This is a genomic window from Rheinheimera sp. (assembly GCF_030690345.1).
Taxonomy (GTDB): domain Bacteria; phylum Pseudomonadota; class Gammaproteobacteria; order Enterobacterales; family Alteromonadaceae; genus Alishewanella.
Map to the genome: position 1 here is coordinate 307294 of NZ_JAUYGV010000008.1, position 24686 is coordinate 331979.

Sequence of the window (24686 nt, forward strand, 5' to 3'; positions counted from 1 at the left end):
CAGATTAAGCAGTAACAGGTGGATGCGAATGCAGAAAAGTTTGGGCTGGTTAGTGTTGTTGCTCTGCCTCGCAGCTTGTACCCCCGAGCCAACACAAAGCCAGCTTTATGATATATATCAAAGTGATAAGATAAAGGTTGGCATATTGCACGGCCCCACCAGCTATTATATCGGCACAGATGGTCCTACCGGTTTTGAATTAGAACTGAGCCAGGCACTGGCAGATAAGCTGGGCGTTGAATTAGCGCTTTTTCCCAGTTATCACCTGGATGAACTGCTGCAAAAACTGCAAAACGGCCAGGTGGATTATATTGCAGGTGGTTTAACCCTAACCGGACAGCGCCGCGGCCTGTATCGCGCCTCGCCGGCTTATCGCTGGATTAACGAAGTATTAGTATTTAAACAAGGCAATACCTGGCCCCGCACACTTAAAGACGTCACTGACAGTATCATAGTGGTAAAAGACAGCAGCCATGCCGAAACCCTGCAGCAGCTTAGCCTTGACCATCCCGACCTGAACTGGCAACAACACCCGACATTAGACTCCGACGAAATTTTGCAGCAAGTCATTGACGGCAATATCGCTTACACCATAACGGATTCAAATCAGTTAGCATTAAACCGGCGTTTTTACCCCAATCTGAGTATTGCCTTTACCGTCAGGGATAATCTGCCGGTAAGCTGGCTACTGGCCGATAACAGCGATGACTCACTCTATGCTGTACTGATCGAATTCTTCGGCGCCATGTACCAAAGCGGTGAACTCATCGCATTGGAAGATCGCTATTTTGGCCACGTGCAACAGTTTGACTATGTTGATACCCTGGCTTATATCGATGCGATAGAAACCAGTTTGCCGGATTTAAAAGCCTGGTTTTTACAATACGCCGGCGAACTGGACTGGCGCTTGCTGGCAGCTCTGAGTTATCAGGAATCACACTGGGATCCTAAAGCTAAAAGCCCTACCGGCGTACGCGGCCTGATGATGCTTACCCTGCCCACAGCGCAACAGATGGGCGTTGCCAGCCGGCTGGACCCGGAACAAAGTATTCGTGGGGGCAGCCGCTACCTGCATCAGTTAGTCACCCGCATACCGGAGCGGATTGCCATGCCTGACCGGCTTTGGTTTGCCCTGGCTGCCTATAATGTAGGCTGGGGTCATGTTGAAGATGCGCGCATTCTTACGCAGCAACGGGGGGCCGACCCGGATAAATGGCTCGACGTTAAACAGCACCTGCCGTTATTACGGCAAAAAAGCGTGTACCAAACCACCAAGTACGGCTATGCCCGTGGCGATGAAGCGGTTACTTATGTCGAAAATATCCGGCGTTACTATGACACCCTGCTGTGGGTAGACGAGCGGCAACAAGCAGAGCAACGCCTGGAGCTGCAAAAACAGCGATTGTCAGACCAACTTAGTACAGAAATATTGCCGCCGGCTACGCCGACAGACACACCGCCGGGTTCTTGAAAGTTTGCAGTGCCAGGCCCATAGTAAAGCCATATTCAGCGGGAAAGAGATACTATGTTAAAACGTAAAAAACCGCGGCTCAGCAGCCTGCGTCGTCGTCTGGTAGATGTTGCCGCAAGCCGGCGCCGTATTAAACGTAATATCGCTGTAACCAAACTGCATCAGCGTCGGCGCCATTATCTGAGCTTTTTTAATCAGACAGACGAAGCTGTTTAGCCGCCTTTTGTTCCTGCCGTCGCCGCTTAAAAAACGCAGATAACTGCGTGGCACATTCGGCGGCTAACACGCCGGATACCACCTCCAACTGATGATTAAACTGTACCTGCTGCACCACGTTCAGCACTGAGCCTGCGGCACCGGTTTTCAAATCAGTGGCGCCAAATACCAGACGCTTAATCCGGCTGTGCACCATTAAACCGGCGCACATACTGCAAGGTTCCAGTGTCACGTACAAGGTACAATCCGGCAGACGGTAGTTGCCTATTTTGGCTGCTGCAGCCCTTATAGCCTGCATTTCAGCATGAGCTGAGGGGTCATTCAGGCTAATCATCTGATTCCAACCCTCCCCCAGCAGCACTTTATCTTTTACCAACACCGCGCCCACCGGCACTTCGCCCTGCAGTTCGGCTTTAGCGGCCAGCGCAATAGCATGTTGCATCCAATCTTCATCTGTCATAATGGCTTACAATTAATTGCTGGATCCCAGGCTGAGTTTACCACTATATTTTGGTGAATTTAGCTAAACTTTTGTTTATGCGCCGCAAACAAAGCAAACGGTATAGATTTAATAGATTGATTAATATCACTATTAATTAATTGGCATTGGCCTTGCTTGTTATGCCTGCCTAACTAAAGGAGATAAATTATGGATATAGGTGTAGTTATTATTGTTGTGGTGGCTATTATTGGCGGCATTGGCTACGACGCACTAAAAATGCGTTATAAATACCAGCAACTGGCGTCCGGTAAAGGCGTGGATAAACTGGAGCAGGAAATAGCCGAATTAAAGCAGCGCATAGCCGCGCTGGAAAGTATAGTTACCGATAAACCTTACCAATTAAAACAACAAATTAACCAGCTGTAGCGGAGAGCAAAGCACAATGGGACCTTTTGAAATAGCAGCACTGGCCATTATTGGCGGCATTGGATTATCTGCCTTTAAGGTATATCACGATAATAAGGGCAAAGCCGGTAGCGCAGAACTGGATGAACTTAAAGCTGAGCAGGAAAAGCTTAAACAGCGCATTGCCACACTGGAAAGCATTGTTACCGACAAGTCATATCAACTTAAAGATCAGATCAACCGCTTATAATCACAGTTGTTTTTGCATGGTCGACAGCGTGGCAGTTAGGCACTGATATGGTACACTGCCGGTAACTGCTTGACAGGAGCTGACAATGTCGACGGAAACTCTGGTTAACCGCGCCCGCGTTATTTGTGAAAATAACGGCGCCCGTTTTACATCAATACGCGAAAAAGTGTTTCGCCTGCTGGCCAATCTTAATGGTGGTATCGGCGCTTATGAATTGCTGGAGCAGTTAAAACAAACTGAACCGGGCGCCAAGCCTGCCACCGTGTACCGCGCGCTGGAGTTCCTCACTGAGCAAGGCTTTATTCATAAAATAGAGTCGAGCAATGCATTTTTACTCTGTCATCATTTTGGCCAGCATCATCCGGCGCAGCTGTTGATCTGTGACCAATGTGGTAACGTAACCGAGTTACACTCAAGTTTGTTACAAGACGAATTTAACCGTCAGGCAGTAAGCCATGGTTTTGTCATTAAGCATCAAACCATTGAAGCACACGGCATTTGTGCCGACTGTAAAGTAACAGAATAAAACATACCAAAAACAAAGCCATGGCTTGTGCATTTGGTAAAAGATTCCTAATCTTAAGCAAGCTTTATCCTATGTCCCGTTTTCTTTGATAGGCATTGACATGAATGTTGAATTTATAAACCCGTTTTTATCTTCGTTAGTAAATGTGCTCAGCACCATGGCCAATACCACCATAGTTCCGGGGCAACCCAGAATTAAAAAAGACGAAGTGGCCCGCGGCGACGTGTCCGGCTTAATAGGCATGGTAAGCCCGCAAACCAAAGGCTCTTTTTCGATTACCTTTGAAGAATCTTTAGCGGTAGAAATTATGTTTCGCATGTTAGGCGAGCGGCCAAAAGGCATTACTGCAGATGTTACCGATATGGTGGGTGAAATTACCAATATGGTTACCGGCGGCGCCAAGCGTGTGCTGGGTGAAAAAGGTTACGACTTCACCATGGCTACACCGGTAGTGGTGTCCGGTAAAAACCATACCATTTCGCATAAGTCCGAAGGCGCGAAAATTTTAATGCCGTTCGACTCCGAATTTGGCAAAGTGCATATCGAAGTCAGCTTTGATAAATAACCGCGACTTTTGCAACAAAACGCCGGCAGCTGCCGGCGTTTTTGTTTAGTGTGATGGATTAATATAACTAAATTGTACGCGACTGGTGATATTGCATAGCAGCTCATAGGCGATGGTATCCACACAGCGCGCCAGTTGCTCTACCGGTAAATCGCTGCCCCACAGGATAACGTTGTCGCCCACGGCTACCGCTTCGTTGCCGATATCAACGGTAATCATATCCATCGACACCCGGCCAACGATGGGCAAGCGCTTGCCGTTAATCAGTACCGCGGCATTATTACCGGCGGCGCGCGGGTAACCATCACCATAGCCCATTGCCACTACCGCTAAGCGGCTATCGTGCGCGGCTATCCAGCTGCCGCCGTAACCAACTGCATCACCGGCGTTTACCTCGCGTACCGCTATAACACTGCTGCTGAGTGTCATTACCGGCTTTAAGTCATGAGCACTGCCAACTGCATCTGCCATTGGCGATACGCCATACAGCATTAAGCCGGGCCGTACCCAATCACCATGGCTTTGCGGCCAGTTTAGTACGGCGCCGGAGTTTGCCAGCGAAAGCTCACCGGCACTGCCCTGAGTAATCTGCTGAAATAACGCCAACTGATTAGCAGTAGCAGGCTTATCCAGCTCGTCTGAGCTGGCAAAATGGCTCATTAACCGCAGCGGCCCCTGCACATTGCGGCTTTGGCTTAAACGCTGATACAACTCATTAAATTCGTGTGGGTAAATACCCAGCCGATGCATGCCGGAATCGACTTTTAACCACACCCGCACCGGCGCATCCAGCTGCGCCGCCAATAAGGCTTCAGCCTGCTCGCGATGGTGTATTACCAGTTGTAAATTTGACGCCACAACCTGTGCCAGTTCGTCCTGATGGAAAAAACCTTCCAACAGCACTATAGGCCTGGCAATACCACCGGCGCGCAGTGCTAAGGCTTCATCCAGCCGGGCCACGCCCAGCGCATCGGCCTGCTTTAACGCTTGAGCTACCGGCAACATACCATGGCCGTAGGCATTGGCTTTTAGCACCGCCAGTATTTTGCTGTTTGGCGCCAGTTGCTTTACGCGGGTAAAGTTATGCTCAAGCGCAGCTAAGTCTATGGTGGCATGAGGCCGGCGGCTGGGCATTAATCGTCCTCGAACCTGGCGCTACCGGCGTAGTTATCAAAGCGTGAATATCGACCGTGGAAGGTTAACCGCACCCGACCAATCGGGCCGTTCCGCTGCTTACCTATGATTACTTCTGCCGTGCCTTTATCCGGGCTGTCATCGTTGTACACTTCGTCGCGGTAGATAAACATAATTAAGTCGGCATCCTGCTCGATAGAGCCGGACTCACGTAAGTCGGAGTTTACCGGGCGTTTGTCGGCGCGTTGCTCCAATGAGCGGTTAAGCTGCGACAGCGCCACTACCGGTACTTTCAGCTCTTTGGCCAGTGCTTTTAACGAGCGTGAAATTTCGGCAATCTCTAAGGTACGGTTTTCACTCATACCAGGCACGGTCATCAGCTGTAAGTAGTCGACCATGATCATGCTTAAACCGCCATGTTCGCGTGCGACCCGGCGCGCCCGTGAGCGCACTTCGGTTGGTGTTAAGCCCGAGCCATCATCGATATACATTTTGCCTTTAGTGTTCAAAAGCTCAATGGCAGAAGACAGCCGCGCCCAGTCTTCATCTTCCAACTGGCCGGTACGTACCTTAGTTTGGTCAATGCGGCCTAAGGACGCCAGCATACGCATCATAATTTGCTCGGACGGCATCTCTAAGCTGAAAATAAGCACCGGTTTATCTGAGGTAATAGCCGCATGCTCACACAGGTTCATCGCGAAGGTGGTTTTACCCATCGATGGCCGGGCCGCAACAATAATCAAATCTGACGGTTGCATACCGTTAGTCATTTTATCTAAATCGACATAGCCGGTAGACACCCCGGTAACACCGTCATACGGTGAGCGAAACAGCTCGTCAATTTTCTCAATGGTTTTGGCCAAAATGCTGTTAATCGGCTCAGGGCCTTCATTAGCATTGGTACGCTGTTCGGCAATTTTAAATACCTTGGTTTCAGCAAAGTCCAACAGCTCGGCCGAGCTGCGGCCCTGGGTGTCGTAACCGGCATCGGCAATATCGTGCGCCACGGAAATCATATCGCGCACTACAGCGCGCTCACGCACAATTTCGGCGTAGGCCAAAATATTAGCGGCACTGGGTGTGTTCTTGGCAATTTCGCCCAAATAGGCAAAACCGCCGACATCGTCCAGTTGCAGGTTAGCTTCTAAATTTTCCGATACGGTAATAATATCAATCGGCTGAGTAGCTTCAGCCAGACGCGACATAGCAGCAAAAATAAAGCGGTGCGCGCGCAGGTAAAAATCCTGCTCGACGACTTTTTCTGCCACGCGATCCCAGGCTTCATTATCCAGCATTAAGCCGCCAAGGACCGACTGCTCAGCTTCTATCGAGTGGGGCGGCATTTTAACCGCGGCAACCTGTTTGTCTTTGATACTACTCATAACACCTGTTTCAGTTGGCGAAAACAGCATAATGCTAACCCGCCTAAGGCAGATCACAAAGCGAAGTGTCAGATATTTTTATCGGCTTAACTAAACGAACGGGATAAACAACAACGGGGAAAACAGAGGAAAAAGCGCACTGCAGATACAGTGCGCTTTAAAGCTTATTAAGCTTCTGCGATTACTACAACTTTTACAGTTGCAGTAACTTCAGCGTGTAACTGAACGTCGATCTCGTACTCGCCAGTTTCACGTAAAGTACCGGTAGGCAGTTTAACTTCTGCTTTAGATACTTTAACGCCGGCTTCAGTGATCGCATCAGCGATATCACGGGTGCCAACTGAACCGAACAGCTTGCCTTCGTCACCGGCTTTAGAAGCGATAGTCACTTCACCCAGCGCAGCAAGTTTAGCAGCACGATCGTTCGCAGCAGTTAAATCAGTAGCTAATTTAGCTTCTAATTCAGCGCGGCGGGCTTCGAATTTCTCGATGTTAGCCTTAGTAGCCGGAACTGCTTTACCCTGAGGGAACAAGAAGTTACGCGCATAACCAGACTTAACAGTTACATTGTCACCTAAACCACCAAGGTTAGAGACTTTGTCTAACAGAATAATTTGCATTGCTTATACCCCTTCTGTATTAACTGTGTGAGTCGCTGTAAGGCAGCAGAGCCAGGTAGCGTGCGCGCTTGATAGCACGAGCCAGTTGGCGCTGATACTTAGCGCTGGTACCAGTAATACGGCTAGGTACGATCTTGCCGCTTTCTGTAACGTAGTTTTTCAGAACAGCGGTATCTTTGTAATCAATCTCTACAGTGCCTTCTGCAGAAAAACGGCAGAATTTACGGCGACGGAAAAAACGTGACATTTGCCTGTCTCCTAACTTATATGTTCAATTTGTTGCGCATGCAGCACCAGCTTTGCTTGTCCGCTGCGGCTTTGGTGGCGGTTTAAAAAACCTGTCACCTTTACCATGTTGCCCAACGTTAACTGTCGGGTATGTTGTGTTAGTGCGGCTCCGGTCAGTACTACCTGGATCCTGACATAGGCCTGGCGGTTTAAACCTGCCTCTGTCTGGTTACTGCGGTGTTCTAACACCAGAACCGTATGCGGTATACCCGCAGGACTCTCGCTGTGCTCCGGTTGACGGCAGATACTGCCAACCAGTACGGTGCTATTGTCCATTAACAACAACTTACTCTTCGTTTGCTACTTGCTCTTCATGTTCGCGAGGAGCACGCTCACGACGTTCATCACGTACTTTAGCCATTGGTGATGGCTCAACTACGGCACCATCGGTGCGCATAATCAGGTTACGTAATACCGCGTCGTTGTAGCGGAAGTTAGTTTCCAGCTCATCAATCACAGTTTGTGGTGCTTCTACGTTCATCAGAACATAGTGAGCTTTATGCAACTTCTGGATTGGGTAAGCCAGTTGACGACGACCCCAGTCTTCCAGACGGTGAATAGAACCACCCGCTTCTTTGATTGCGCCAGTGTAACGCTCAATCATGCCAGGTACTTGTTCACTCTGATCAGGGTGAACCATAAAAACGATTTCGTAATGACGCATTGTAGCTCCTTACGGTTAGTAAGCCTCGGGGGAACTCGGCCGGGGTTCTCATGGAGGCAAGGAACGTTAGTGTATGGCCGAAGGTCGCGTATTTTACGGAGTTAGCGGGTAAATAACAAGCAGAAAGCCGTCAATTTGAAAGATTAAGCAGGTAAAAGTGAGTGATAGCACAGCCACAAACCCATTTCGCGTAAGCGAAGGCGGCGGGCAAATTCGTCGGGAACGAATTTGGTAAGCGTAGCTGAGCCGCCTCACTGAGGGCAGGATTGCCCGAAGTGCCGTTGTGGCGAGCATAGCACTCACTTTTACCGGCAACTTCAAAGCAAGGCTAGCTATTTCGCTGTGCTCGCCACAGCAACTCGTTCGCTGCTTGCGCGCTCACTCAGACACTCTGTGGCTGCGCAATCGAAACACCTAACCTTTGCTATCGCCCAAAAGCAATCGGGCACGGAGTTTACTGGCGCTGGCGCACGGCTTCGAATAAACAGATACCGGCGGCAACCGATACGTTAAGGCTGGACACGCTGCCAAACATCGGAATTTTTACCAGGCTATCGCAGGTTTCGCGGGTTAAGCGGCGCAGGCCTTCACCTTCAGCACCCAATACCAGCGCCAGCGGGCCTTTGAAATCGGCTTGGTAAATACTGGTATCGGTTTCACCGGCGGTGCCGACTACCCAAACCCCGGCATCCTGCAGTTCGCGCAAGGTACGGGCTAAGTTGGTTATGGTAATAAAAGGCACGCTCTCTGCGGCGCCACAGGCGACTTTACGCACCACGGACGTCAGCTTTACTGAACGGTCTTTTGGCGATACCACTGCATGCACACCGGCCGCATCGGCACTACGCAAAATGGCGCCCAGGTTATGCGGGTCGGTTACGCCATCAAGGATCAGAATAAAGGGTTTTTCATGCTGCGCAACAATGGCAGCTAAATCAGCTTCGCTACCACTGCTTTGTAAGCGGGCTTTAGCAATAATGCCCTGATGCTGGCCGCCGACCATATCATCCAAGGTTTTGCGGTTACAAAACTGCACCGAGATGCCGTTTTGCCGCGCGTCCTGAATAAGCGGCTGCATGCGCTTGTCGTCGCGATCTTTCATCACAAACAACTCCAGCACATCTTGCGGTGCGCGTTGTAATAATGCTCCTACCGCATGAATACCAAATACCAGATCTGCGCTCATTGTTAACCCTTAATGCCGACGCTTAAAAAAGGCCGGCAGTTTACCTGAATTTATTGTATTAACGAACCGGTTTGCCCACGCCAACACGCCGTGAATATGTCCCTATAGGCTCGACTCAGGCATCCATGCCTTCAACGGTTGGCTTAGGGCAAGCCGATTCTCATGTAGGCAAAGCTATCTACTTAGCCTTACGCCGTGGCTTTTTGCGTGCGGTAATATTGCGCGCGCCTTTAGGCTTAGCTTCGCCACCTTTGGTCGGTGCAGCTGCGGCTTTACCGGTAGCGCGTTTACCGCCTTTAGCTGCACCTTGCTTTGACGCCTTGATTTGCTCTTTACTGACGATGCGTTTTGGCTCGCCTACTAACACTAAATCAATTTTACGCGCTTCTAAGTTAACCGCAGCCACCTTCACTTTTAGTAAATCGCCCATGCGATAAGTTACTTTGCCATGCTCACCACTTAACGTATGGCGCTCGGCATCAAAGTGGTAGTAGTCGTTTTGCAACGAGGTAACATGCACCAAACCTTCGATATACAGCTCAGTTAAACGCACAAACAGGCCAAAGCTGGTAACGGTAGCTACTACGCCGTCAAACTCTGCGCCCAAGTGATCCTGCATATATTCGCATTTAAGCCAATCGGCTACTTCGCGGGTGGCATCATCAGCTCGGCGCTCTGTCATCGAGCACTGCTCGCCCAGCGGGGTAATTTCGGCTTCAGAATATTCGCGCGCGCCCGTCACTTTCTGGCCTTGTTTCGCCAGTAAAGCTTTAATACCACGGTGCAGCACTAAATCCGGGTAACGGCGGATGGGTGAGGTAAAGTGAGCGTAAGCTTCCAGCGCCAAGCCAAAGTGGCCCTGATTATCGCCCTGATACACCGCTTGCTTCATCGAGCGCAGCATGGTGGTTTCTATCAGTTCACGATCCGGCCGGTCACCGATTTTTTCCAGCGTTTGCGTGAGCTCCAACGGGGTTGGCTCAGCCGATAAGTTCGCTTCTATGCCCAGCTCAGCTAAAAAGCGGCGGAAGTTGTCGAAACGGTCGGCATCCGGCCGTTCGTGCACACGGAAAAGCGTATGGGCTTCGTGCTTTTCAATAAAGCGTGCGGCGGCCACATTGGCCATGATCATGCACTCTTCAATGATCTTATGCGACTCTACACGGTGCACCGGTACAATCTGCTCAATTTTACGGTGGCTGTTAAATACAAAGCGGGTTTCTACGGTTTCAAACTCAATAGCGCCGCGTTGGCCGCGTACTTTGGCCAGCTTTTTATACAGGCTGTTCAGCGTTTCAATATTAGTCAGGTTAGCCGCGTATTGCGCCCGCAGCTCAGGGTCGCCCTGCAATATTTTATGCACCTTGTTATAGGTTAAGCGCGCACTGGAGTGCATTACCGCTTCATAAAATTGATAGCTGTCGAGTTTGCCGCTGGCGCTGATATGCATATCGGCGACTAAACATAAGCGGTCAACATGCGGGTTAAGTGAGCACAGGCCGTTCGATAGCGCTTCCGGCAGCATCGGTACTACGTGGTCGGGGAAATACACCGAATTGCCGCGTTCAATAGCAGTATTATCCAGCACCGTATAAGGCAGCACGTAAGCGCTGACATCGGCTATAGCGACCCATAAGCGCCAGCCGCCGTTGTCTTTGGCTTCGGCGTAAACGGCATCGTCAAAATCGCGCGCGTCCTCACCATCAATGGTAATTAAACCCAATTGGGTTAAATCAACGCGGCCTTGTTTGGCCTCTGCCGGCACTTCTTCGCCGTATTTGGCCACTTGTTTTAATACTGCATCAGAAAACACATGCGGAATTTGATGGTTGCGAATGGCAATTTCAATTTCCATGCCGGGCGCCATGTGCTCGCCCAATACTTCGGTGACTTTGCCAATGCCGTTAACACGCTTGGATGGCCGCTGGGTGATCTCTACCAACACCACCTGGCCGTGCCGGGCTTCGCCCTGTTCACCGTCAGGGATAACAATATCCTGGGTAATGCGCGGGTCATCCGGCACCACTACGCCCAAAGCGAAATCTTTGTAATAGCGACCAACTATCGGCTCACTGCGTGGCTCTAATACCCGCACTACGCGGGCTTCAATTTTATCTTTGCTGTTTACGCTTTGCGCTGTCGCCAGCACAATATCGCCGTGCAGTAAGCGCTGCATTTCAAAATTGGGGATAAACCAGTCCGGCCCACCCTGCTCCAGCTTCAAAAAACCGAAACCTTCGCGGTGGCCCAATACCGTGCCTTTGACCAGATCCATATTATCGACCAGGCCATAGCGGCGGTTTTTGGTATAAATTAACTGACCGTCACGCTCCATGGCGCGCAGACGTTTTTTCAGCGCGAAAATAGCATCGTCATCGGTTAAGCCCAGCTCTTCAACTAATTCTTCAAAATAAGCGGGGCTCTGGCGTTTTTCGATATGCTCGAGAATAAATTCACGGCTGGGGATGGGGTTGTCGTATTTTTCCTGCTCACGCGCAAGATGCGGATCATTTACCGTCATTAAGTTATCTTTTGTTGCCTAAATTGTGTTAAGTGTAACAGCTAAACTGCCTGATGAGTATGAACTTCATTTTAACGGCCGTTTAGCGTTTGCTACCACCCGTGGTGGCATCTTCTGCGCTAACTGGCTAAGCAGGTGCTGTATTTGTTTGTGTCTAGCGCCATCGGCGGTAATAGCATGGTGCAACCAGCGGTAGCTTTGTTCAAAATCGACCGGGCTGCCATGGCCATCAACCAATATCTGCGCTAAGCGCAATTGGGCTTTTAAATTACCCAGCGCCGAGGCCTCACGCAGATACACGATGGCTTTATCTACATCCGGCTGCACAAAGCGGCCAATATGATAATAACGGCCTACTTGCTCCAAACCTTCCGGCAAGCCTTGGGCTGCGGCTTGTAGCATTAAGTCCCAGCCACGCTCTACGTTGCGTGGCACACAGACTGCATACGCCAGCATATCACCATATAAAAACTGATAAGCCGGCAGCTGCATAATGTCGGCACGGGCGTCAATATCCCGCACCAGCTGACAATCATCATCACGCACCCGTTTAAGATGACTATTGGTTTGGATCAAAGCCAGCAGCTCATCCTGGCTATACAGTTGCACCGCTTCCAGTTCCTGCGCCTGTACCTGTGCGGTCGCCGGCAATAATAACCATGCCGCTATGATCCAATATTTTTTACTCATCTTATGCGCCTGTAAATTGTCACTTTAGCCTTATCGGCCGCTACCGGCTTTTTTAAAGCAAGTTTCGCGCCTGTTATTGCTCGTTGTTTAAAACCCATGGCGCTGCCAAGCGCGGTTTAACGGCTTTTGCCTGCGTCGTAGCAGCACTCACTGCAACATCACTGCAGCTACCATTGGCAATATAGCTTACCGCTTCAGCATATAACGCATCCCCTGCGACACCCCAATCGCCGGCAATGGCATCATCTACCGGACAATTCGGTATCAAACCATCAAAGTACTCCCCCTGGCCCAATGCATTAACAGTCTGAAAATTAATGGCAAACAACACATAATCACCAATAATATCAGGTTGTTGACCTACAGGTTTACCACAGGTGGTCTCACCGATTTGTACCACATCGACAAAAGGTGTCAGAGAGTTAATTACCAACTCGCTGGAGGAGCAACTGCTTGCTGTGGTCAGCACAAACACCTGATCCAAATCCAGTGCACTGCTACCTGCCCCCCTTGCAAACAAGGTAGTATTATTTTTGCCGCTGTTTTTATCATTATATTGATACTTAACAAACACTTCGCCCAATACGTTGTTAAGAGCGACTTGCGTGCTCAGCTGATTAGCCACCCGAATTAAGCCACCACCGTTGTAGCGTAAGTCCAGCACCAGCGCATCGACGCCCTCTGCTACAAAAAACGCAAATGCTTGCTCCAGCTCAGTTTCAGACAATTCGATAAAACTGTTAAACACCAGATAACCGACGCGCCTATCGCCCTGAGTACTGACCGAGCGGTGTAAAACCGTATTGGTAGTAACATCTGTTTTAATAAAGTCTGCAGACAGTTCAGTATTATCTGGCTTTTGCCAGACAAAGTTACGCATAACACCGGCTTCATTCGGGCCGTACACATCATCATTAGTGGCAGTACCGGCATCAAGCCGGCTTAGCCACTGCGCTACGCTAACGCCTTCAATCTCAGTGATCTTGTCACCGCGGCGCAACCCGTTTTGTGCAGCAGAGCCATCGTCATAGACATAAGCTATGTGCAACGCTGTATTATTATCCGCCCGGACAGAAGAGAAGCCGTAACCAAAAAAAGTCGCATTAATAAAACGGTCTTCATATTCCTGCCGTGTCGTGATATAGCTGTAGCGGTCCTGCGGCGCGGCAACAGCATCCAGCATGGCTGACGGCGAGGCATAAGCGCCCGGATCAATATCTTCCGGTAAATCGCGATACCACAGATAATCCTGCTGCAGTGCGCAAAATACCTGAGAGTTAATGTCCGTACGCTGGCACGCAGCTGTTGCTGTATCATCGTCGCTGCTACTGCCGCCACAGGCACTCAGGGTAAATAACGCGGTAATCAAAATCAGTGTACGCATAGCCATAACTCCATCTGCTGCTGTTTTGACCAGCATAAAACAAAAACGCTGCCTGATGGCAGCGTTTTTTATCGTGTTATTGCTTTACGTTAGCATCAGGCAAACGGATGACGTAATACGATGGTTTGTACGCGATCCGGTCCGGTAGAAACAATATCAATCGGCACACCGGTCAACTGCTCTAAACGGCTGATATAGTCACGTGCCGCTTGTGGCAGTTTATCTAACTGTTGCACACCGAAGGTGCTTTGCTGCCAGCCAGGCATTTCTTCATATATCGGCGTAACTAACTCATAGCCTTCAGCTGCCATGGGTGGAATATCGGAAATATTGCCGGCGGCATCTTTATAACCGGTGCAAATTTTTACTTTATCCAAGCCATCTAATACATCCAGCTTGGTTAAACAAAATCCGGAAATACTGTTTAACTGTACCGCACGTTTAACCGCCACGGCATCGAACCAACCACAGCGACGCTTACGACCGGTAGTAGCACCAAATTCGTGGCCTTTAACACCTAAGTGTTCGCCAACAGCACAATCCAGCTCGGTCGGAAACGGGCCAGAACCAACACGGGTAGTGTAGGCTTTGACGATACCCAGCACGTAGTCCAGGTAACGCGGACCAAAACCGGTACCGGTGGCTACACCGCCTGCAGTGGTGTTGGACGACGTAACATAAGGGTAAGTACCGTGGTCGATATCCAGCAAGGTGCCTTGGGCACCTTCAAACATAATTTCCTGACCGGCTTTGCGGGCGCGATCCAGCAAATCGGTAACGTCGACGACTAACGGCTTTAATATTTTCGCAATAGCCAGGGCGTTATCCAGTGTAGTTTGATAATCCACCGCAGGTACTTTGTAATACTGTGTCAGCGTAAAGTTATGTAACTCCATCACTGTTTTCAGCTTCTCAGCAAACAATTCCGGGTTAAACAAATCGCCGACACGTAAACCACGACGGGCCACTTTATCTTCATAAGCAGGGCCGATACCACGGCCGGTGGTGCCAATCGGCTTGTCGCCACGCGCCAGTTCACGCGCTTTATCCAGCTCAACGTGAAACGGCAGGATTAATGGACAAGCTTCACTTAGCAGTAAACGCTCTTTTACCGGCACGCCACGCTGCTCCAGCATGGTCATTTCCTTTAAGAACGCTTCAGGAGATAACACTACACCATTGCCGATTACGCATTTAACGTTTGCACGTAAAATACCTGACGGAATTAAATGTAATACGGTTTTTTCACCGTCAATAACCAAAGTATGGCCTGCATTGTGTCCGCCCTGATAGCGCACCACATAGCTGGCTTTATCTGTTAATAAATCGACGATTTTACCTTTACCTTCGTCACCCCATTGGGTGCCGAGCACTACTACGTTCTTGGCCATGGTTCCTACATCATGGAAAAAATCAGGCGTGGATTCTACCAAATAGCCGGGCAAGTTTCAGCCGTCCGGATGAAAAAAAGCCGCTTTTTTCGCAGCGGCTTATTTAGTGGTTTTTAATCAATCAGTTAAACGGGTGTTAAGCCAAACAACTTAAGTCGTACTGCGCGCTGTTATGGTATAAAGCGAAGCCAAAGCGCAGACGGTCAGCCCTATAGTCTGTTTCAATGCCAGCCCGTTTAAGTAAAGCTGCCAATTCGGCCACCTCAGGTACGCTGCCCGGCCGAAACGTTAAAAAATGGCCATGGCAGCTAAGATCCTGAGCCAACAAATTGCCGGCGTGCAATTTAGCATGTTGTACTGCCGCCAGTTTTTGTAAAAATGCCTGTTGCAACTGCTGTACATACTGGTGAATACGGCCAACGCTGATGCCCTGTTGTTTAAATAAACGCAGTACCGCATTCAGCCGGTACAGCGCAGAAAAGTCCATGGTGGCACCGGCAAAACGATAACCGTCTTCACTGTACAAAACCGTGGCCGATTTCTCTGCCGCTAAAGTACCAAACTCGGCAAACCAGCCGGTATACAACGGCCGCTCAGTGCTGCCAACCGGCACCGCCATAAAACAACAGCCCTCGCCGCCCTGGGCATACTTATAACTGCCGGCCAGATAAAAAATACGTTCGGCAATGGCAGATAAATCGGTCGGCAACGCCATAAAACCATGATAACCGTCGATTACGATCATCGCCTCACTGACAGCAGCAATTTGCTGTACAAAGCCGGTTAAATTGCTCACCGCCACGCCGGAGTTAAAAAATACCTGGCTGCAGAAAATAAGTTGATACTGGTTTGCTGCCGCTGATGCGGCAAAGCGCTGTTCAAAACTGTCATACGGTTCAGTGGCAACAATATCCACCTGCACATTGTCATATTCTGCCAGGCGTTTGACCTGACGCGAAAAACTGTAAAACTCGCTGTCTGTCGTTAAAATGCGCAACGGTTGGCGTAAATCAAAACAGCTGAGCAAACGCATCACTAATTCATGTGTATTAGGCGCAAACACAATTTGTTCCGGCTGCGGTAATTGCAGAATATCTGCGATCAGCTGCTGGGTTTGCGGCACTTTTTCGCCAAAAATATAGCGCCACTTGTCGTCTACCAGCCGCGCGGTGTCATCCCAGTATTCCAGCATGGCATCGCGGCTGACATCCGGCCAGTAATGATGCGAATGGCAGGCAAAATGCTGCTTGCCCTGATTGGCCTGCAAAAAGCGCTGATAAAATTGTTGATACATAGCTCCCCCCGATACACCGTTACAGACAAAAAAGGCCCTTTCGGGCCTTTTTCAGTACTGGCAGCAGTTAATTCTGCACCTTATCTGACTTCATATATTTAAAGAAATCATTGTCCGGCTGTATAACTAACACATCATCCTTGCTTTTGAAGCTGTTTTTATACGCTTCGAGGCTACGGATAAAGGAGTAAAACTCAGCATTCTTGTTAAAGGTTTCAGCGTACACATTAGCGGCTAATGCATCACCTTCACCGCGCACACTACGCGAGTTACGCTCAGCATCTGCCACCATTACGGTAACGCGGGCGTCAACGTCGGCGCGGATAATTTCAGCTTCTTCCATACCTTTAGAGCGGTGCTCCCGCGCTACAGCATGGCGTTCAGCTTCCATCCGCGCAAAAATTGAACTACTGACTTCCTGCGGCAGGTTAATTTGTTTAACCCGTACATCAACCACTTCAATGCCCAGCTCTTTTGACGCCTGGCCAGCTTGTTGTAAAGCACTTTGCATTAGCTGCGTGCGCTCACCGGATACAATTTCCTGAATGGTACGGGCACCAAACTCAGTACGTAAACCGTTGTTAATGTATTGCTTTAATAACACTTCAGCTTGCGCTGTGTTACCGCCGGTAGAGAGAAAGTAGGCGCCAAAATCGTTGATACGCCATTTTACATAGCTGTCTACCAGTAAGTCTTTCTTCTCCGCGGTAACGAAGCGATCCTGAGCATCATCCAGGGTTTGTACCCGCGCATCCAATTTGCGTACCGTTTCAATTAACGGCAACTTGAAATGCAGGCCCGGCTCATACACCACAACGTTCTGCTCAGCGTCACGCTGAATTTTACCAAACTGAATCACTATGCCGCGCTGGCCTTCCGGCACTACAAACAAAGCTGACAGCACGATAAAACCCACAACTACAATAATGGCAACTATAAAATTCTTCATTGCTTACCCCCTGCCACTGCGCGCTGAACCGGCACGTGACGTGTCAGTGCGGTTTGAACTACTGCTGTCCGTAGTACTACGCGACGGAATTAATGGCATAGCACCGGATGACGGCGCGGTACCGCTACTACCTTGGTTCAACATTTTATCTAATGGTAAATACATAATGTTATTACCATTTTTCACATCAACCAGTACTTTGGAAGTATTGCTGTATACCTGCTCCATAGTTTCCAGATACATACGGTCGCGGGTTACTTTCGGTGCAGCCAGATATTCCGGTAGCAGCTTTTCAAACCGGGCTACTTCACCCTGAGCTTTCAACACAATTTGTTGTTTATAAGCTTCCGCTTCCTGCATTACACGGTTAACCTGACCACGGGCACGCGGTTCAATTTCACGCGCGTAGGCCTGAGCTTCCTGAATAAAACGTTCCTGGTCTTCTTGTGCCTTAATGGCGTCATCAAAGGCGTCACGCACTTCTTCCGGCGGCCTGGCGTCGCGGAAGTTAACATCAACCAGCGCTATGCCCATATTGTAGGGCTCAATAATACCTTCCAGTTCCTGACGGGTATTTTGCCGCACCACTTCACGGCCGCGGGTTAATACGTCATCCATAATGGAGTGACCAATAACATAACGCAGAGCAGCATCGGTGGCCTGATGCAGGCTGCTGTCGGCATCAACTACCGAGAATTTGTAAAGCCGTGCATTAAATACGCGGTACTGAATTTCAAAGGTAACCCGTACCAGGTTTTGATCCTGTGTCAGCATAAAGCCGTCGCTGCGTAATGAGCGCACACTGGTAACATCAACCGGCAGTACATTATCGATAAACGTAGGTTTCCAATGAATACCAGGCCCCACTTCACTGTGATACTGGCCAAAACGCAACACTACACCACGCTCAGATTCTTTGATGGTGTAAAAACCACTGAATGCCCAAACCAGGGCCGCCACAATTAACACCAGTATCAGGGCTGCTGATGCGCCACCGTTACTGCTGCCACCTGAAGATTTGCCTCCACCGAAAATGCCACCGAACTTTTTGCCTAAGTTACGAAACACTTCATCTAAATCGGGCGGGCCTTGATCACGACCACCCTGTTTCCAGGGGTCGTTGTTCTTGCCGTTGTTGCCCGGCTCATTCCAAGCCATGCTCTACTCCAGTTTTAAGTTGTAAAATAAGGGCTAATGTATCAAATAACCGCTGCGCTGACGACATAGTTTTCTAATGCCCCCTGCGATTGCTTTACGCTGCGTTGCCAGACTGACTCACTCAGCCGGAGCGTTAACTGACAATTGCCATCTGCGTCGAACTGCTCTTGCGTTATGCAGTGCTGTTGATGAAAACGGGCGCGCCATACCGCCTGGTCCGGCGGCAAAGACAAGTTGATATCGATATACCGCTCTGACAGCAACTGCGCGACGGCCTGCATCAGCAAGTCTATACCTTCACCGGTAGCGGCAGATAGATACACTGCCACCGGCTGATTATATTCGTTGTATTCAATACGTGGCTTTTGCTCAAGCAGGTCAATTTTATTGTATACCACTAACTGAGGTAAGTGATCTGCTTCAATCTCCTGCAATACTGCAGCTACCTGCTGCATATTGTCGGTTTTACGCGCATCGGCCGCATCAACGACATGCAATTGCAAATCCGCTTCGCGGGTTTCCTGCAGCGTCGATTTAAATGCAGCGACTAAATCATGCGGTAAATGACGGATAAAGCCCACGGTGTCGGCCAGTACTATCTCGCCAACTCCCTTAAGCTTTAACTTGCGTAAGGTGGGATCTAACGTAGCAAACAATTGATCTGCCGCGTAAACATCGGCACGGGTAATGCGGTTAAACAAGGTTGACTTACCGGCATTGGTATAGCCGACTACCGACACCACCGGCACCGCTGAGCGTTGCCTTGCGCGCCGGCCTTGTTCACGTTGCCGCTCCAGTTTGTCCAAACGCAGCTGCAACGCTTTTACCCGTTCACGCAGTAAGCGCCGGTCGGTTTCCAGCTGGGTTTCACCCGGGCCACGTAAGCCTATGCCACCTTTTTGCCGGTCAAGACTATCCCAGCCACGCACCAGACGCGAGGCTAAATGCTTTAACTGAGCCAGCTCTACCTGCAGCTTGCCCTCAAAAGTACGGGCACGCTGGGCAAAAATATCCAGAATAAGGGTGGTACGGTCAATTACGCGGGTCAGACACAACCGCTCTAAATTACGGGTTTGTGCCGGACTTAACGCATGATTAAAAATAACCACTGTTGCCTGATGCTGCTCTACCAGGTCGGCAATGTCCTGTGCTTTACCTGAGCCGACAAAAAACTTCGGATCAGGGGCGCTGCGATTGGTGCTAACCACTTCTATGCTGTTAACACCGGCAGAAGACACCAATAGCTTAAGTTCAGCTAAATCTTCACTGGTATGCTGCTGCGAAAAGTTCACATGGACAAGGATCGCTTGTTCCGGTACAGCGTTAATGTCAGACAAGCGAACAACCCCTGTTGTTATTCTGTGTCGTCTTCGTCATGCTGGCCATTGCTTTGAGCAACCATAGTATTGACAGCTCGCGCCGGCACTACAGTGGAAATGGCATGTTTATATACCATCTGGCTCACGGTGTTTTTCAGCAGTATCACAAACTGATCAAAAGACTCGATTTGACCCTGAAGTTTAATGCCATTCACCAAATAAATTGATACCGGAATACGTTCCCGTCTCAAGGTGTTTAAAAATGGGTCTTGTAAAGATTGGCCCTTTGCCATGTGCCGCTTTCCTTTTTTTATTAGTCCGACTTATATTGGTATTATTTTTTTTATTTCAAGTTGTTAAAACGTCTTTTTTATCCATCTTGTTTAGCTTAGCGAAGATAAAATCGCTTGCAAGTTTTCTGACATCGGCGCATCACTTTTTAACCATGTCAGGTCATGCCAGCTTCTTAACCAGGTAAGTTGACGTTTTGCCAGTTGCCTGGTTGCCGCTATGCCACGCAATGTCATCTCCGCATAACTGCATTCGCCGTCCAGATATTGCCACATCTGCCGGTAGCCGACACAGCGCATGGATGGTAAATCAGGATGTAAATCAGTACGTTGTTTTAGCTTTAAAACTTCCTGTTCAAAACCTGCCGCCAACATTTGCTCGTATCTTTGCGCTATACGTTGGTGCAGCACTGCGCGATCTTCCGGCGCAATAGCAAATTGGTGTACCGGAAAGCCAAAAGGTTCCCCTTTCTGTGCAGTAAGTTCCGTTAAAGTACGTCCGCTAATACGAAAGACTTCTAACGCACGGTTGATACGTTGCGGATCATTCGGATGGATCCGCAGCGCCGACACCGGATCCACTGCTGCCAGTTCGCCATGTAATGCCGGCCAGCCTTTTTCTGCCGCTTCCAGCTCCAACTGCTGCCGCACCGCCGGATCCGCTTCCGGTAATGGTGATATACCTTCGAGCAATGCTTTGAAGTACAACATAGTACCACCAACCAGAATAGGAATGTTACCACGATGTTGAATTTCTGCAATTAGACGCAACGCATCAGCACGGAAGTCTGCCGCAGAATAGCTTTGCGCCGGGTCACGGATATCCAGCAGATGGTGCGGTGCCAACTCCAGCTCTGCAGCAGTCGGTTTAGCTGTGCCGATATCCATACCACGGTAAATCAAGGCACTGTCAACACTAACTAACTCTGACGGCAAGCGCTGATACAGCTCAGTCGCCAGAGCTGTTTTACCCGACGCTGTTGGCCCCAGCAAAAAAATCACCGCTGTGTTGGTATTAGTCATGCAGTTTGCTCCTGCAACAGCGCCAGGGTTGCATCCAATTGCAGCGGCACCGCCAGCCGGCCGCTGTCGCCGGCTATTTGCGGGCAATATTCTAACAAGCGCACTGCATCCAACCCATTAGCATTAAGTAGCATAGATACTAAACCGGGCAGAGGATTGGCATCTGCCGTTTGTGCCAGCTGGCTTAACCACAGCGGGATCCAATGGCTTAACGTAGTGTGCCGCAACCAGCCCGGCACAGCGCGGATAATTAACACCTCATCGGTTAACAGCATATCAAAACCGGCTTGGTTCAGTTGGCGCGCATTATGCGTTAATACACTCATTTGCGCGGCATCGAGTGTCAGGCGCTGCGGCAATAATAACGGCACCGGCGTAATCTGCTGTGCTGCGCTGTAAGCGGCTATAGCGGCGGCCAAATCAATCAATGTCACATCCGCACCGTGTTGCTGCAATAAATAGCGGTTGCGGGCAATTAACGGTCTGGCCGGCGTGAGCTCAGTGGCTGTCGGCGCCGGCTTAAGCGGCGTGTCAGATTGTTCCCCCGTGTGGCTATGTTGCCAGTAAGACAACTCACGGCCAACCTGCACTGCAGCAGGCCGGCGCGGTTGATAACTGCCGCCGCTTTGCACGCGGTAAGCAGAGGTGGCGCTTTCCTGCACATTATTTGCAGTATGGCCGTTAGCCGTAATCTGTATGGGGTTATCAGCCGGGCTTAACTGCGCTAAAGCATCGCTTAGTGCTGATACCACAAAATCGTGAATTAAACGCGCCTGATGAAAGCGTACTTCATGCTTGGCCGGATGCACATTCACGTCTACCTGACGCGGGTCCAGTTCCAGATACAACACAAAAGCCGGTTGTTGCTCCTGGCTTAAACTGTCGCCATAGGCCTGGCGGATAGCGTGGTTCAGCAATTTATCCCGCATCATACGGCCATTTACGTAACTGTATTGGCATTGTAACTGCGCAGAGCACGCTTGCGGCTGCACTATCCAGCCCCAAATCCGTACATCGCCGTAGCGGTTTTCAATAAAGGCGGCCTGCTCTGCAAAAGCGCGGCCACATAAAGCCCCCACCCGTTTTTGCCGTTGTTCGTCTGTCGTGGCAGCTTTTAACCGGCGCACGCTCTGGCCGTTATGCGTCAATTGCCAGCTCACGTCGTAGCGGCTTAGCGCCAAACGCTTTACCAGCTCATCAATATGACCAAACTCGGTTTTATCGGTACGCATAAACTTGCGCCTGGCCGGGGTGTTAAAAAATAAATCCAACACTTCAATACTGGTACCCACCGGATGCGCTGCAGGGCGTACCTCTACCTGCATCTCGCGTCCGGCGGCACTGGCTTGCCAGGCTGCGTGTTGCTCAGCCGTTTTCGACGTCAGCGTAAGCCGTGATACCGAGCTGATACTGGCCAGAGCTTCACCACGAAAACCCAAACTGTTGATGGCTTCCAAATCGTCAAGATCGGTAATTTTACTGGTAGCGTGCCGGCTTAAAGCCAACACTAATTCCTGCTCTGCTATGCCACTGCCGTTGTCACGCACGCGGATAAGTTTGCTGCCGCCTTTTTCTATATCAATATCAATATGGCTGGCACCGGCATCGAGGCTGTTTTCCACTAACTCCTTGACTACAGACGCCGGACGCTCAACAACTTCACCGGCCGCAATCTGGTTAGCCAGCTGCGGCGGTAAGATACGGATGGGCATAATTAAGGGATCCGCAGTGTCTGACCAACACGAATACTATCGTTAGCCAGTTGATTGTGGTTACGTAAATCATCCACCGAAACGTTATAACGCTGCGCCAGCAACGACAGCGACTCGCCGGCGCTGACTCTGTGCTCACGGGCACGTTGCTGAGCAAACAGTGAGTCTGCCGGCGCTGACTTTTCAAAATGACGTTTTAACGCAGTAAACAACGATTGCGCCAACTTGGTTTGATAGGCAGACGAGCGTAGCTGCCGCTCTTCTTTCGGGTTGGAAATAAAGCCGACTTCTACCAAAATGGACGGAATATCCGGCGCTTTCAGCACACCTAAACTGGCCGCCTGCGGTTGCTTTTTATGCAGATAAGCAACCTTACCCAGCTCCTGCAACACTTCATTGGCCGCCTGATACGCCGTTATCATCGAATGGTTCATCGATAAATCCAACACCGTTTGTGCCAGATAACGCTCGTTGGCAGAGTCTTTGATAATTTCCGCGACGCCGCCCAATAATTCAGAATGACGTTCAGTTTGCTCCAGCATCCGGCCTACTTCAGATGTGGCACGCCGCAGCGATAACACCCACACCGAGGCACCACGTGGCTGTGGCGTGGTAAAAGCATCAGCATGAATAGAAACCAGTAAATCGGCCTGCTGGCCGCGGGCAATCTCGGTACGCCGGTTAACATGAATATAATAATCATTAGTGCGTACCATCATGGCTTTCATGCCGGGCTGGCTGTTAATTAACTGCGCCAGCTGTTTGGCGATAGGCAAAGTAATATTTTTTTCATAAAACCCGCTGGGGCCAATGGACCCGGGATCTTCCCCACCGTGGCCGGCATCAATGGCAATAACAATATCGCGTGCCGCCCGAATTGCCGCCGGCGGTATATTTTGTACCGGCTGATCGTCGGGTAAATCGACCACTAAACGATGACCATAAGGCGGTGTGGGCGGCAAGGTAAAAACGTTAGCATTACTGTGCTTGGCTAAGTCGAGCACGATACGCATGCTGTTACCATCACCACTACTGCGAATAGCTTTAATTAACGCAGACTCGCCGGATATCTCCGGCAAACTGCTGCCGCCTTTAATATTACTTAAATCAATCACCAGCCGGTCTGGTTTATCCAAACTAAAGCTTTTATGCTCAGGCGCTGCCGACATATCAAACACCACCCGGGTGTTATCCGGTGATGGCCAAACCCGCACACTCTGCACCTGATTCGACGCCAGCGCAGCAAAGCTATGCAGCGCCAGGCTCAGCAGCAAACAGCTTTTGATTTTGTAATAGTTATTTTTCATCATCCGCTACAGCTTTCAATATTTGGTCACCGGCAGCAGTATTGGCTGTTAACTCAGCCCGCCGGTGTTCCTGTTCAAAAATTAAGTGTATGTCGAGATCCGCCACAGGTAAATATCCACAACCCCGCTCTGGCCATTCAATCAAACATAGACTATCAGCACGAAAATAATCGCGAATGCCCATAAACTCCAGCTCTTCACTGTCGCGCAAGCGGTACAGATCAAAATGATATACCGCCAACTGCGCTAACTGATAAGGCTCTACCAGGGTGTAAGTCGGGCTTTTTACCGTACCTTTGTGCCCCAAAGCGTTAATCAGACCGCGACTGAAGGTGGTTTTACCGGCACCCAGTTCGCCATGCAAAAAAACTGTCAGACCACCGCTAACATGACGTGCCAGCCGCTGCGCCAGCAATAAGGTTGCCGCTTCATCCTTTAATACATACTGAAATTGCGCCACTTATCACCACTTATACTGTTACCCGGCCGTTATAAGCGC

27 protein-coding genes are annotated in these 24686 nt (G+C 49.9%); 6 read left to right on the forward strand and 21 right to left on the reverse strand.

All coding sequences use genetic code 11. The annotated features are described in order from the left end of the window. Window positions 1-28 precede the first annotated feature (28 nt). Together mltF and Q8O77_RS16355 are read left to right on the forward strand one after the other, a co-directional pair. Window positions 29-1471 carry a membrane-bound lytic murein transglycosylase MltF gene (mltF, locus tag Q8O77_RS16350; protein ID WP_305555659.1) on the forward strand — a complete coding sequence of 481 codons (1443 nt, stop codon included), beginning with the start codon at window positions 29-31 and terminating at the stop codon, window positions 1469-1471. A gap of 54 nt (window positions 1472-1525) precedes the next feature. Continuing rightward, entirely contained in the window at window positions 1526-1687 is a 162-nt protein-coding gene (locus tag Q8O77_RS16355; RefSeq protein ID WP_305555662.1) for a hypothetical protein, read from the forward strand. Here Q8O77_RS16355 and tadA read toward each other — a convergent pair. Then, window positions 1662-2147 carry a tRNA adenosine(34) deaminase TadA gene (tadA, locus tag Q8O77_RS16360; RefSeq protein ID WP_305555665.1) on the reverse strand — a complete coding sequence of 162 codons (486 nt, stop codon included), beginning with the start codon at window positions 2145-2147 and terminating at the stop codon, window positions 1662-1664. The genes Q8O77_RS16355 and tadA overlap by 26 nt on opposite strands. 189 nt (window positions 2148-2336) lie before the next feature. On the opposite strand from tadA, the gene Q8O77_RS16365 reads away from it, so the two are divergent. The 4 genes from Q8O77_RS16365 (at window position 2337) to Q8O77_RS16380 (ending at window position 3875) form a co-directional block, all read left to right on the forward strand. Beyond that, window positions 2337-2555 carry a hypothetical protein gene (locus tag Q8O77_RS16365; RefSeq protein ID WP_305555668.1) on the forward strand — a complete coding sequence of 73 codons (219 nt, stop codon included), beginning with the start codon at window positions 2337-2339 and terminating at the stop codon, window positions 2553-2555. 16 nt (window positions 2556-2571) lie between these two features. After that, window positions 2572-2784, forward strand: coding sequence for a hypothetical protein (locus tag Q8O77_RS16370; protein WP_305555671.1), 213 nt, complete (start codon window positions 2572-2574; stop codon window positions 2782-2784). Between the two features lie 85 nt (window positions 2785-2869). Beyond that, window positions 2870-3310 (forward strand): transcriptional repressor, encoded by a 441-nt coding sequence (locus Q8O77_RS16375; RefSeq protein ID WP_305555674.1) that lies wholly within the window; start codon window positions 2870-2872, stop codon window positions 3308-3310. 100 nt (window positions 3311-3410) lie between these two features. Next, window positions 3411-3875 (forward strand): chemotaxis protein CheX, encoded by a 465-nt coding sequence (locus Q8O77_RS16380; RefSeq protein ID WP_305555677.1) that lies wholly within the window; start codon window positions 3411-3413, stop codon window positions 3873-3875. A 45-nt stretch (window positions 3876-3920) separates the two neighbouring features. On the opposite strand, the gene alr is transcribed toward Q8O77_RS16380, so the two are convergent. The 20 genes from alr to tsaE all read right to left on the reverse strand — a co-directional run bounded on the left by alr (window position 3921) and on the right by tsaE (window position 24647). After that, window positions 3921-5009, reverse strand: coding sequence for an alanine racemase (gene alr, locus Q8O77_RS16385; protein WP_305555680.1), 1089 nt, complete (start codon window positions 5007-5009; stop codon window positions 3921-3923). After that, window positions 5009-6391, reverse strand: coding sequence for a replicative DNA helicase (dnaB, locus tag Q8O77_RS16390; protein ID WP_305555683.1), 1383 nt, complete (start codon window positions 6389-6391; stop codon window positions 5009-5011). The genes alr and dnaB overlap by 1 nt, the downstream gene beginning before the upstream one ends. Before the next feature lie 167 nt (window positions 6392-6558). Further along, on the reverse strand, window positions 6559-7011 hold the full coding sequence (gene rplI / locus Q8O77_RS16395) for a 50S ribosomal protein L9 (RefSeq protein WP_305555686.1): 453 nt from the start codon (window positions 7009-7011) through the stop codon (window positions 6559-6561). Between the two features lie 19 nt (window positions 7012-7030). Then, the gene (gene rpsR, locus Q8O77_RS16400) at window positions 7031-7258 is read right to left on the reverse strand and encodes a 30S ribosomal protein S18 (RefSeq protein WP_008218940.1); all 228 of its coding nucleotides are present in this window, start codon (window positions 7256-7258) and stop codon (window positions 7031-7033) included. Between the two features lie 11 nt (window positions 7259-7269). Then, window positions 7270-7575, reverse strand: a complete 306-nt coding sequence (priB, locus tag Q8O77_RS16405; RefSeq protein WP_173502543.1) for a primosomal replication protein N — start codon at window positions 7573-7575, stop codon at window positions 7270-7272. Window positions 7576-7585: 10 nt separating this feature from the next. Continuing rightward, window positions 7586-7963 carry a 30S ribosomal protein S6 gene (rpsF, locus tag Q8O77_RS16410; protein ID WP_205311382.1) on the reverse strand — a complete coding sequence of 126 codons (378 nt, stop codon included), beginning with the start codon at window positions 7961-7963 and terminating at the stop codon, window positions 7586-7588. A 454-nt stretch (window positions 7964-8417) separates the two neighbouring features. Further along, entirely contained in the window at window positions 8418-9149 is a 732-nt protein-coding gene (gene rlmB, locus Q8O77_RS16415; RefSeq protein WP_305555708.1) for a 23S rRNA (guanosine(2251)-2'-O)-methyltransferase RlmB, read from the reverse strand. Between the two features lie 178 nt (window positions 9150-9327). Beyond that, window positions 9328-11670: a ribonuclease R gene (gene rnr, locus Q8O77_RS16420; RefSeq protein ID WP_305555711.1), complete on the reverse strand. Its 2343-nt coding sequence runs from the start codon at window positions 11668-11670 to the stop codon at window positions 9328-9330. Between the two features lie 66 nt (window positions 11671-11736). Next, window positions 11737-12360, reverse strand: coding sequence for a tetratricopeptide repeat protein (locus Q8O77_RS16425; protein ID WP_305555714.1), 624 nt, complete (start codon window positions 12358-12360; stop codon window positions 11737-11739). 73 nt (window positions 12361-12433) lie between these two features. After that, window positions 12434-13744 (reverse strand): S41 family peptidase, encoded by a 1311-nt coding sequence (locus Q8O77_RS16430; protein ID WP_305555717.1) that lies wholly within the window; start codon window positions 13742-13744, stop codon window positions 12434-12436. 95 nt (window positions 13745-13839) lie between these two features. Continuing rightward, the gene (locus Q8O77_RS16435; protein ID WP_305555720.1) at window positions 13840-15135 is read right to left on the reverse strand and encodes an adenylosuccinate synthase; all 1296 of its coding nucleotides are present in this window, start codon (window positions 15133-15135) and stop codon (window positions 13840-13842) included. Between the two features lie 136 nt (window positions 15136-15271). Further along, complete coding sequence (locus Q8O77_RS16440; RefSeq protein ID WP_305555723.1) at window positions 15272-16429, reverse strand: aminotransferase class V-fold PLP-dependent enzyme; 1158 nt, start codon at window positions 16427-16429, stop codon at window positions 15272-15274. Window positions 16430-16496: 67 nt separating this feature from the next. Then, the gene (gene hflC, locus Q8O77_RS16445; protein ID WP_305555726.1) at window positions 16497-17378 is read right to left on the reverse strand and encodes a protease modulator HflC; all 882 of its coding nucleotides are present in this window, start codon (window positions 17376-17378) and stop codon (window positions 16497-16499) included. Between the two features lie 3 nt (window positions 17379-17381). After that, window positions 17382-18536: an FtsH protease activity modulator HflK gene (hflK, locus tag Q8O77_RS16450; RefSeq protein WP_305555729.1), complete on the reverse strand. Its 1155-nt coding sequence runs from the start codon at window positions 18534-18536 to the stop codon at window positions 17382-17384. Window positions 18537-18577: 41 nt separating this feature from the next. Then, on the reverse strand, window positions 18578-19873 hold the full coding sequence (gene hflX, locus Q8O77_RS16455) for a ribosome rescue GTPase HflX (RefSeq protein WP_305555732.1): 1296 nt from the start codon (window positions 19871-19873) through the stop codon (window positions 18578-18580). A gap of 17 nt (window positions 19874-19890) precedes the next feature. Beyond that, on the reverse strand, window positions 19891-20148 hold the full coding sequence (gene hfq / locus Q8O77_RS16460) for an RNA chaperone Hfq (protein ID WP_305555735.1): 258 nt from the start codon (window positions 20146-20148) through the stop codon (window positions 19891-19893). A 90-nt stretch (window positions 20149-20238) separates the two neighbouring features. After that, window positions 20239-21168 (reverse strand): tRNA (adenosine(37)-N6)-dimethylallyltransferase MiaA, encoded by a 930-nt coding sequence (miaA, locus tag Q8O77_RS16465; protein WP_305555738.1) that lies wholly within the window; start codon window positions 21166-21168, stop codon window positions 20239-20241. Next, window positions 21165-22880 carry a DNA mismatch repair endonuclease MutL gene (gene mutL, locus Q8O77_RS16470; protein WP_305555741.1) on the reverse strand — a complete coding sequence of 572 codons (1716 nt, stop codon included), beginning with the start codon at window positions 22878-22880 and terminating at the stop codon, window positions 21165-21167. The genes miaA and mutL overlap by 4 nt, the downstream gene beginning before the upstream one ends. Before the next feature lie 2 nt (window positions 22881-22882). After that, window positions 22883-24190: an N-acetylmuramoyl-L-alanine amidase gene (locus Q8O77_RS16475; protein WP_305555744.1), complete on the reverse strand. Its 1308-nt coding sequence runs from the start codon at window positions 24188-24190 to the stop codon at window positions 22883-22885. After that, window positions 24177-24647, reverse strand: coding sequence for a tRNA (adenosine(37)-N6)-threonylcarbamoyltransferase complex ATPase subunit type 1 TsaE (gene tsaE / locus Q8O77_RS16480; protein ID WP_305555746.1), 471 nt, complete (start codon window positions 24645-24647; stop codon window positions 24177-24179). The genes Q8O77_RS16475 and tsaE overlap by 14 nt, the downstream gene beginning before the upstream one ends. Between the last annotated feature and the right edge of the window lie 39 nt (window positions 24648-24686).

What these genes read in the sequence shown, in the direction of transcription:
- mltF (WP_305555659.1), top strand. Translation starts at nt 29, where the DNA reads ATGCAGAAAAGTTTGGGCTGGTTAGTGTTGTTGCTCTGCCTCGCAGCT.
- Q8O77_RS16355 (WP_305555662.1), top strand. Translation starts at nt 1,526, where the DNA reads ATGTTAAAACGTAAAAAACCGCGGCTCAGCAGCCTGCGTCGTCGTCTG.
- tadA (WP_305555665.1), bottom strand. Translation starts at nt 2,147, where the DNA reads ATGACAGATGAAGATTGGATGCAACATGCTATTGCGCTGGCCGCTAAA.
- Q8O77_RS16365 (WP_305555668.1), top strand. Translation starts at nt 2,337, where the DNA reads ATGGATATAGGTGTAGTTATTATTGTTGTGGTGGCTATTATTGGCGGC.
- Q8O77_RS16370 (WP_305555671.1), top strand. Translation starts at nt 2,572, where the DNA reads ATGGGACCTTTTGAAATAGCAGCACTGGCCATTATTGGCGGCATTGGA.
- Q8O77_RS16375 (WP_305555674.1), top strand. Translation starts at nt 2,870, where the DNA reads ATGTCGACGGAAACTCTGGTTAACCGCGCCCGCGTTATTTGTGAAAAT.
- Q8O77_RS16380 (WP_305555677.1), top strand. Translation starts at nt 3,411, where the DNA reads ATGAATGTTGAATTTATAAACCCGTTTTTATCTTCGTTAGTAAATGTG.
- alr (WP_305555680.1), bottom strand. Translation starts at nt 5,009, where the DNA reads ATGCCCAGCCGCCGGCCTCATGCCACCATAGACTTAGCTGCGCTTGAG.
- dnaB (WP_305555683.1), bottom strand. Translation starts at nt 6,391, where the DNA reads ATGAGTAGTATCAAAGACAAACAGGTTGCCGCGGTTAAAATGCCGCCC.
- rplI (WP_305555686.1), bottom strand. Translation starts at nt 7,011, where the DNA reads ATGCAAATTATTCTGTTAGACAAAGTCTCTAACCTTGGTGGTTTAGGT.
- rpsR (WP_008218940.1), bottom strand. Translation starts at nt 7,258, where the DNA reads ATGTCACGTTTTTTCCGTCGCCGTAAATTCTGCCGTTTTTCTGCAGAA.
- priB (WP_173502543.1), bottom strand. Translation starts at nt 7,575, where the DNA reads ATGGACAATAGCACCGTACTGGTTGGCAGTATCTGCCGTCAACCGGAG.
- rpsF (WP_205311382.1), bottom strand. Translation starts at nt 7,963, where the DNA reads ATGCGTCATTACGAAATCGTTTTTATGGTTCACCCTGATCAGAGTGAA.
- rlmB (WP_305555708.1), bottom strand. Translation starts at nt 9,149, where the DNA reads ATGAGCGCAGATCTGGTATTTGGTATTCATGCGGTAGGAGCATTATTA.
- rnr (WP_305555711.1), bottom strand. Translation starts at nt 11,670, where the DNA reads ATGACGGTAAATGATCCGCATCTTGCGCGTGAGCAGGAAAAATACGAC.
- Q8O77_RS16425 (WP_305555714.1), bottom strand. Translation starts at nt 12,360, where the DNA reads ATGAGTAAAAAATATTGGATCATAGCGGCATGGTTATTATTGCCGGCG.
- Q8O77_RS16430 (WP_305555717.1), bottom strand. Translation starts at nt 13,744, where the DNA reads ATGCGTACACTGATTTTGATTACCGCGTTATTTACCCTGAGTGCCTGT.
- Q8O77_RS16435 (WP_305555720.1), bottom strand. Translation starts at nt 15,135, where the DNA reads ATGGCCAAGAACGTAGTAGTGCTCGGCACCCAATGGGGTGACGAAGGT.
- Q8O77_RS16440 (WP_305555723.1), bottom strand. Translation starts at nt 16,429, where the DNA reads ATGTATCAACAATTTTATCAGCGCTTTTTGCAGGCCAATCAGGGCAAG.
- hflC (WP_305555726.1), bottom strand. Translation starts at nt 17,378, where the DNA reads ATGAAGAATTTTATAGTTGCCATTATTGTAGTTGTGGGTTTTATCGTG.
- hflK (WP_305555729.1), bottom strand. Translation starts at nt 18,536, where the DNA reads ATGGCTTGGAATGAGCCGGGCAACAACGGCAAGAACAACGACCCCTGG.
- hfq (WP_305555735.1), bottom strand. Translation starts at nt 20,148, where the DNA reads ATGGCAAAGGGCCAATCTTTACAAGACCCATTTTTAAACACCTTGAGA.
- miaA (WP_305555738.1), bottom strand. Translation starts at nt 21,168, where the DNA reads ATGACTAATACCAACACAGCGGTGATTTTTTTGCTGGGGCCAACAGCG.
- mutL (WP_305555741.1), bottom strand. Translation starts at nt 22,880, where the DNA reads ATGCCCATCCGTATCTTACCGCCGCAGCTGGCTAACCAGATTGCGGCC.
- Q8O77_RS16475 (WP_305555744.1), bottom strand. Translation starts at nt 24,190, where the DNA reads ATGATGAAAAATAACTATTACAAAATCAAAAGCTGTTTGCTGCTGAGC.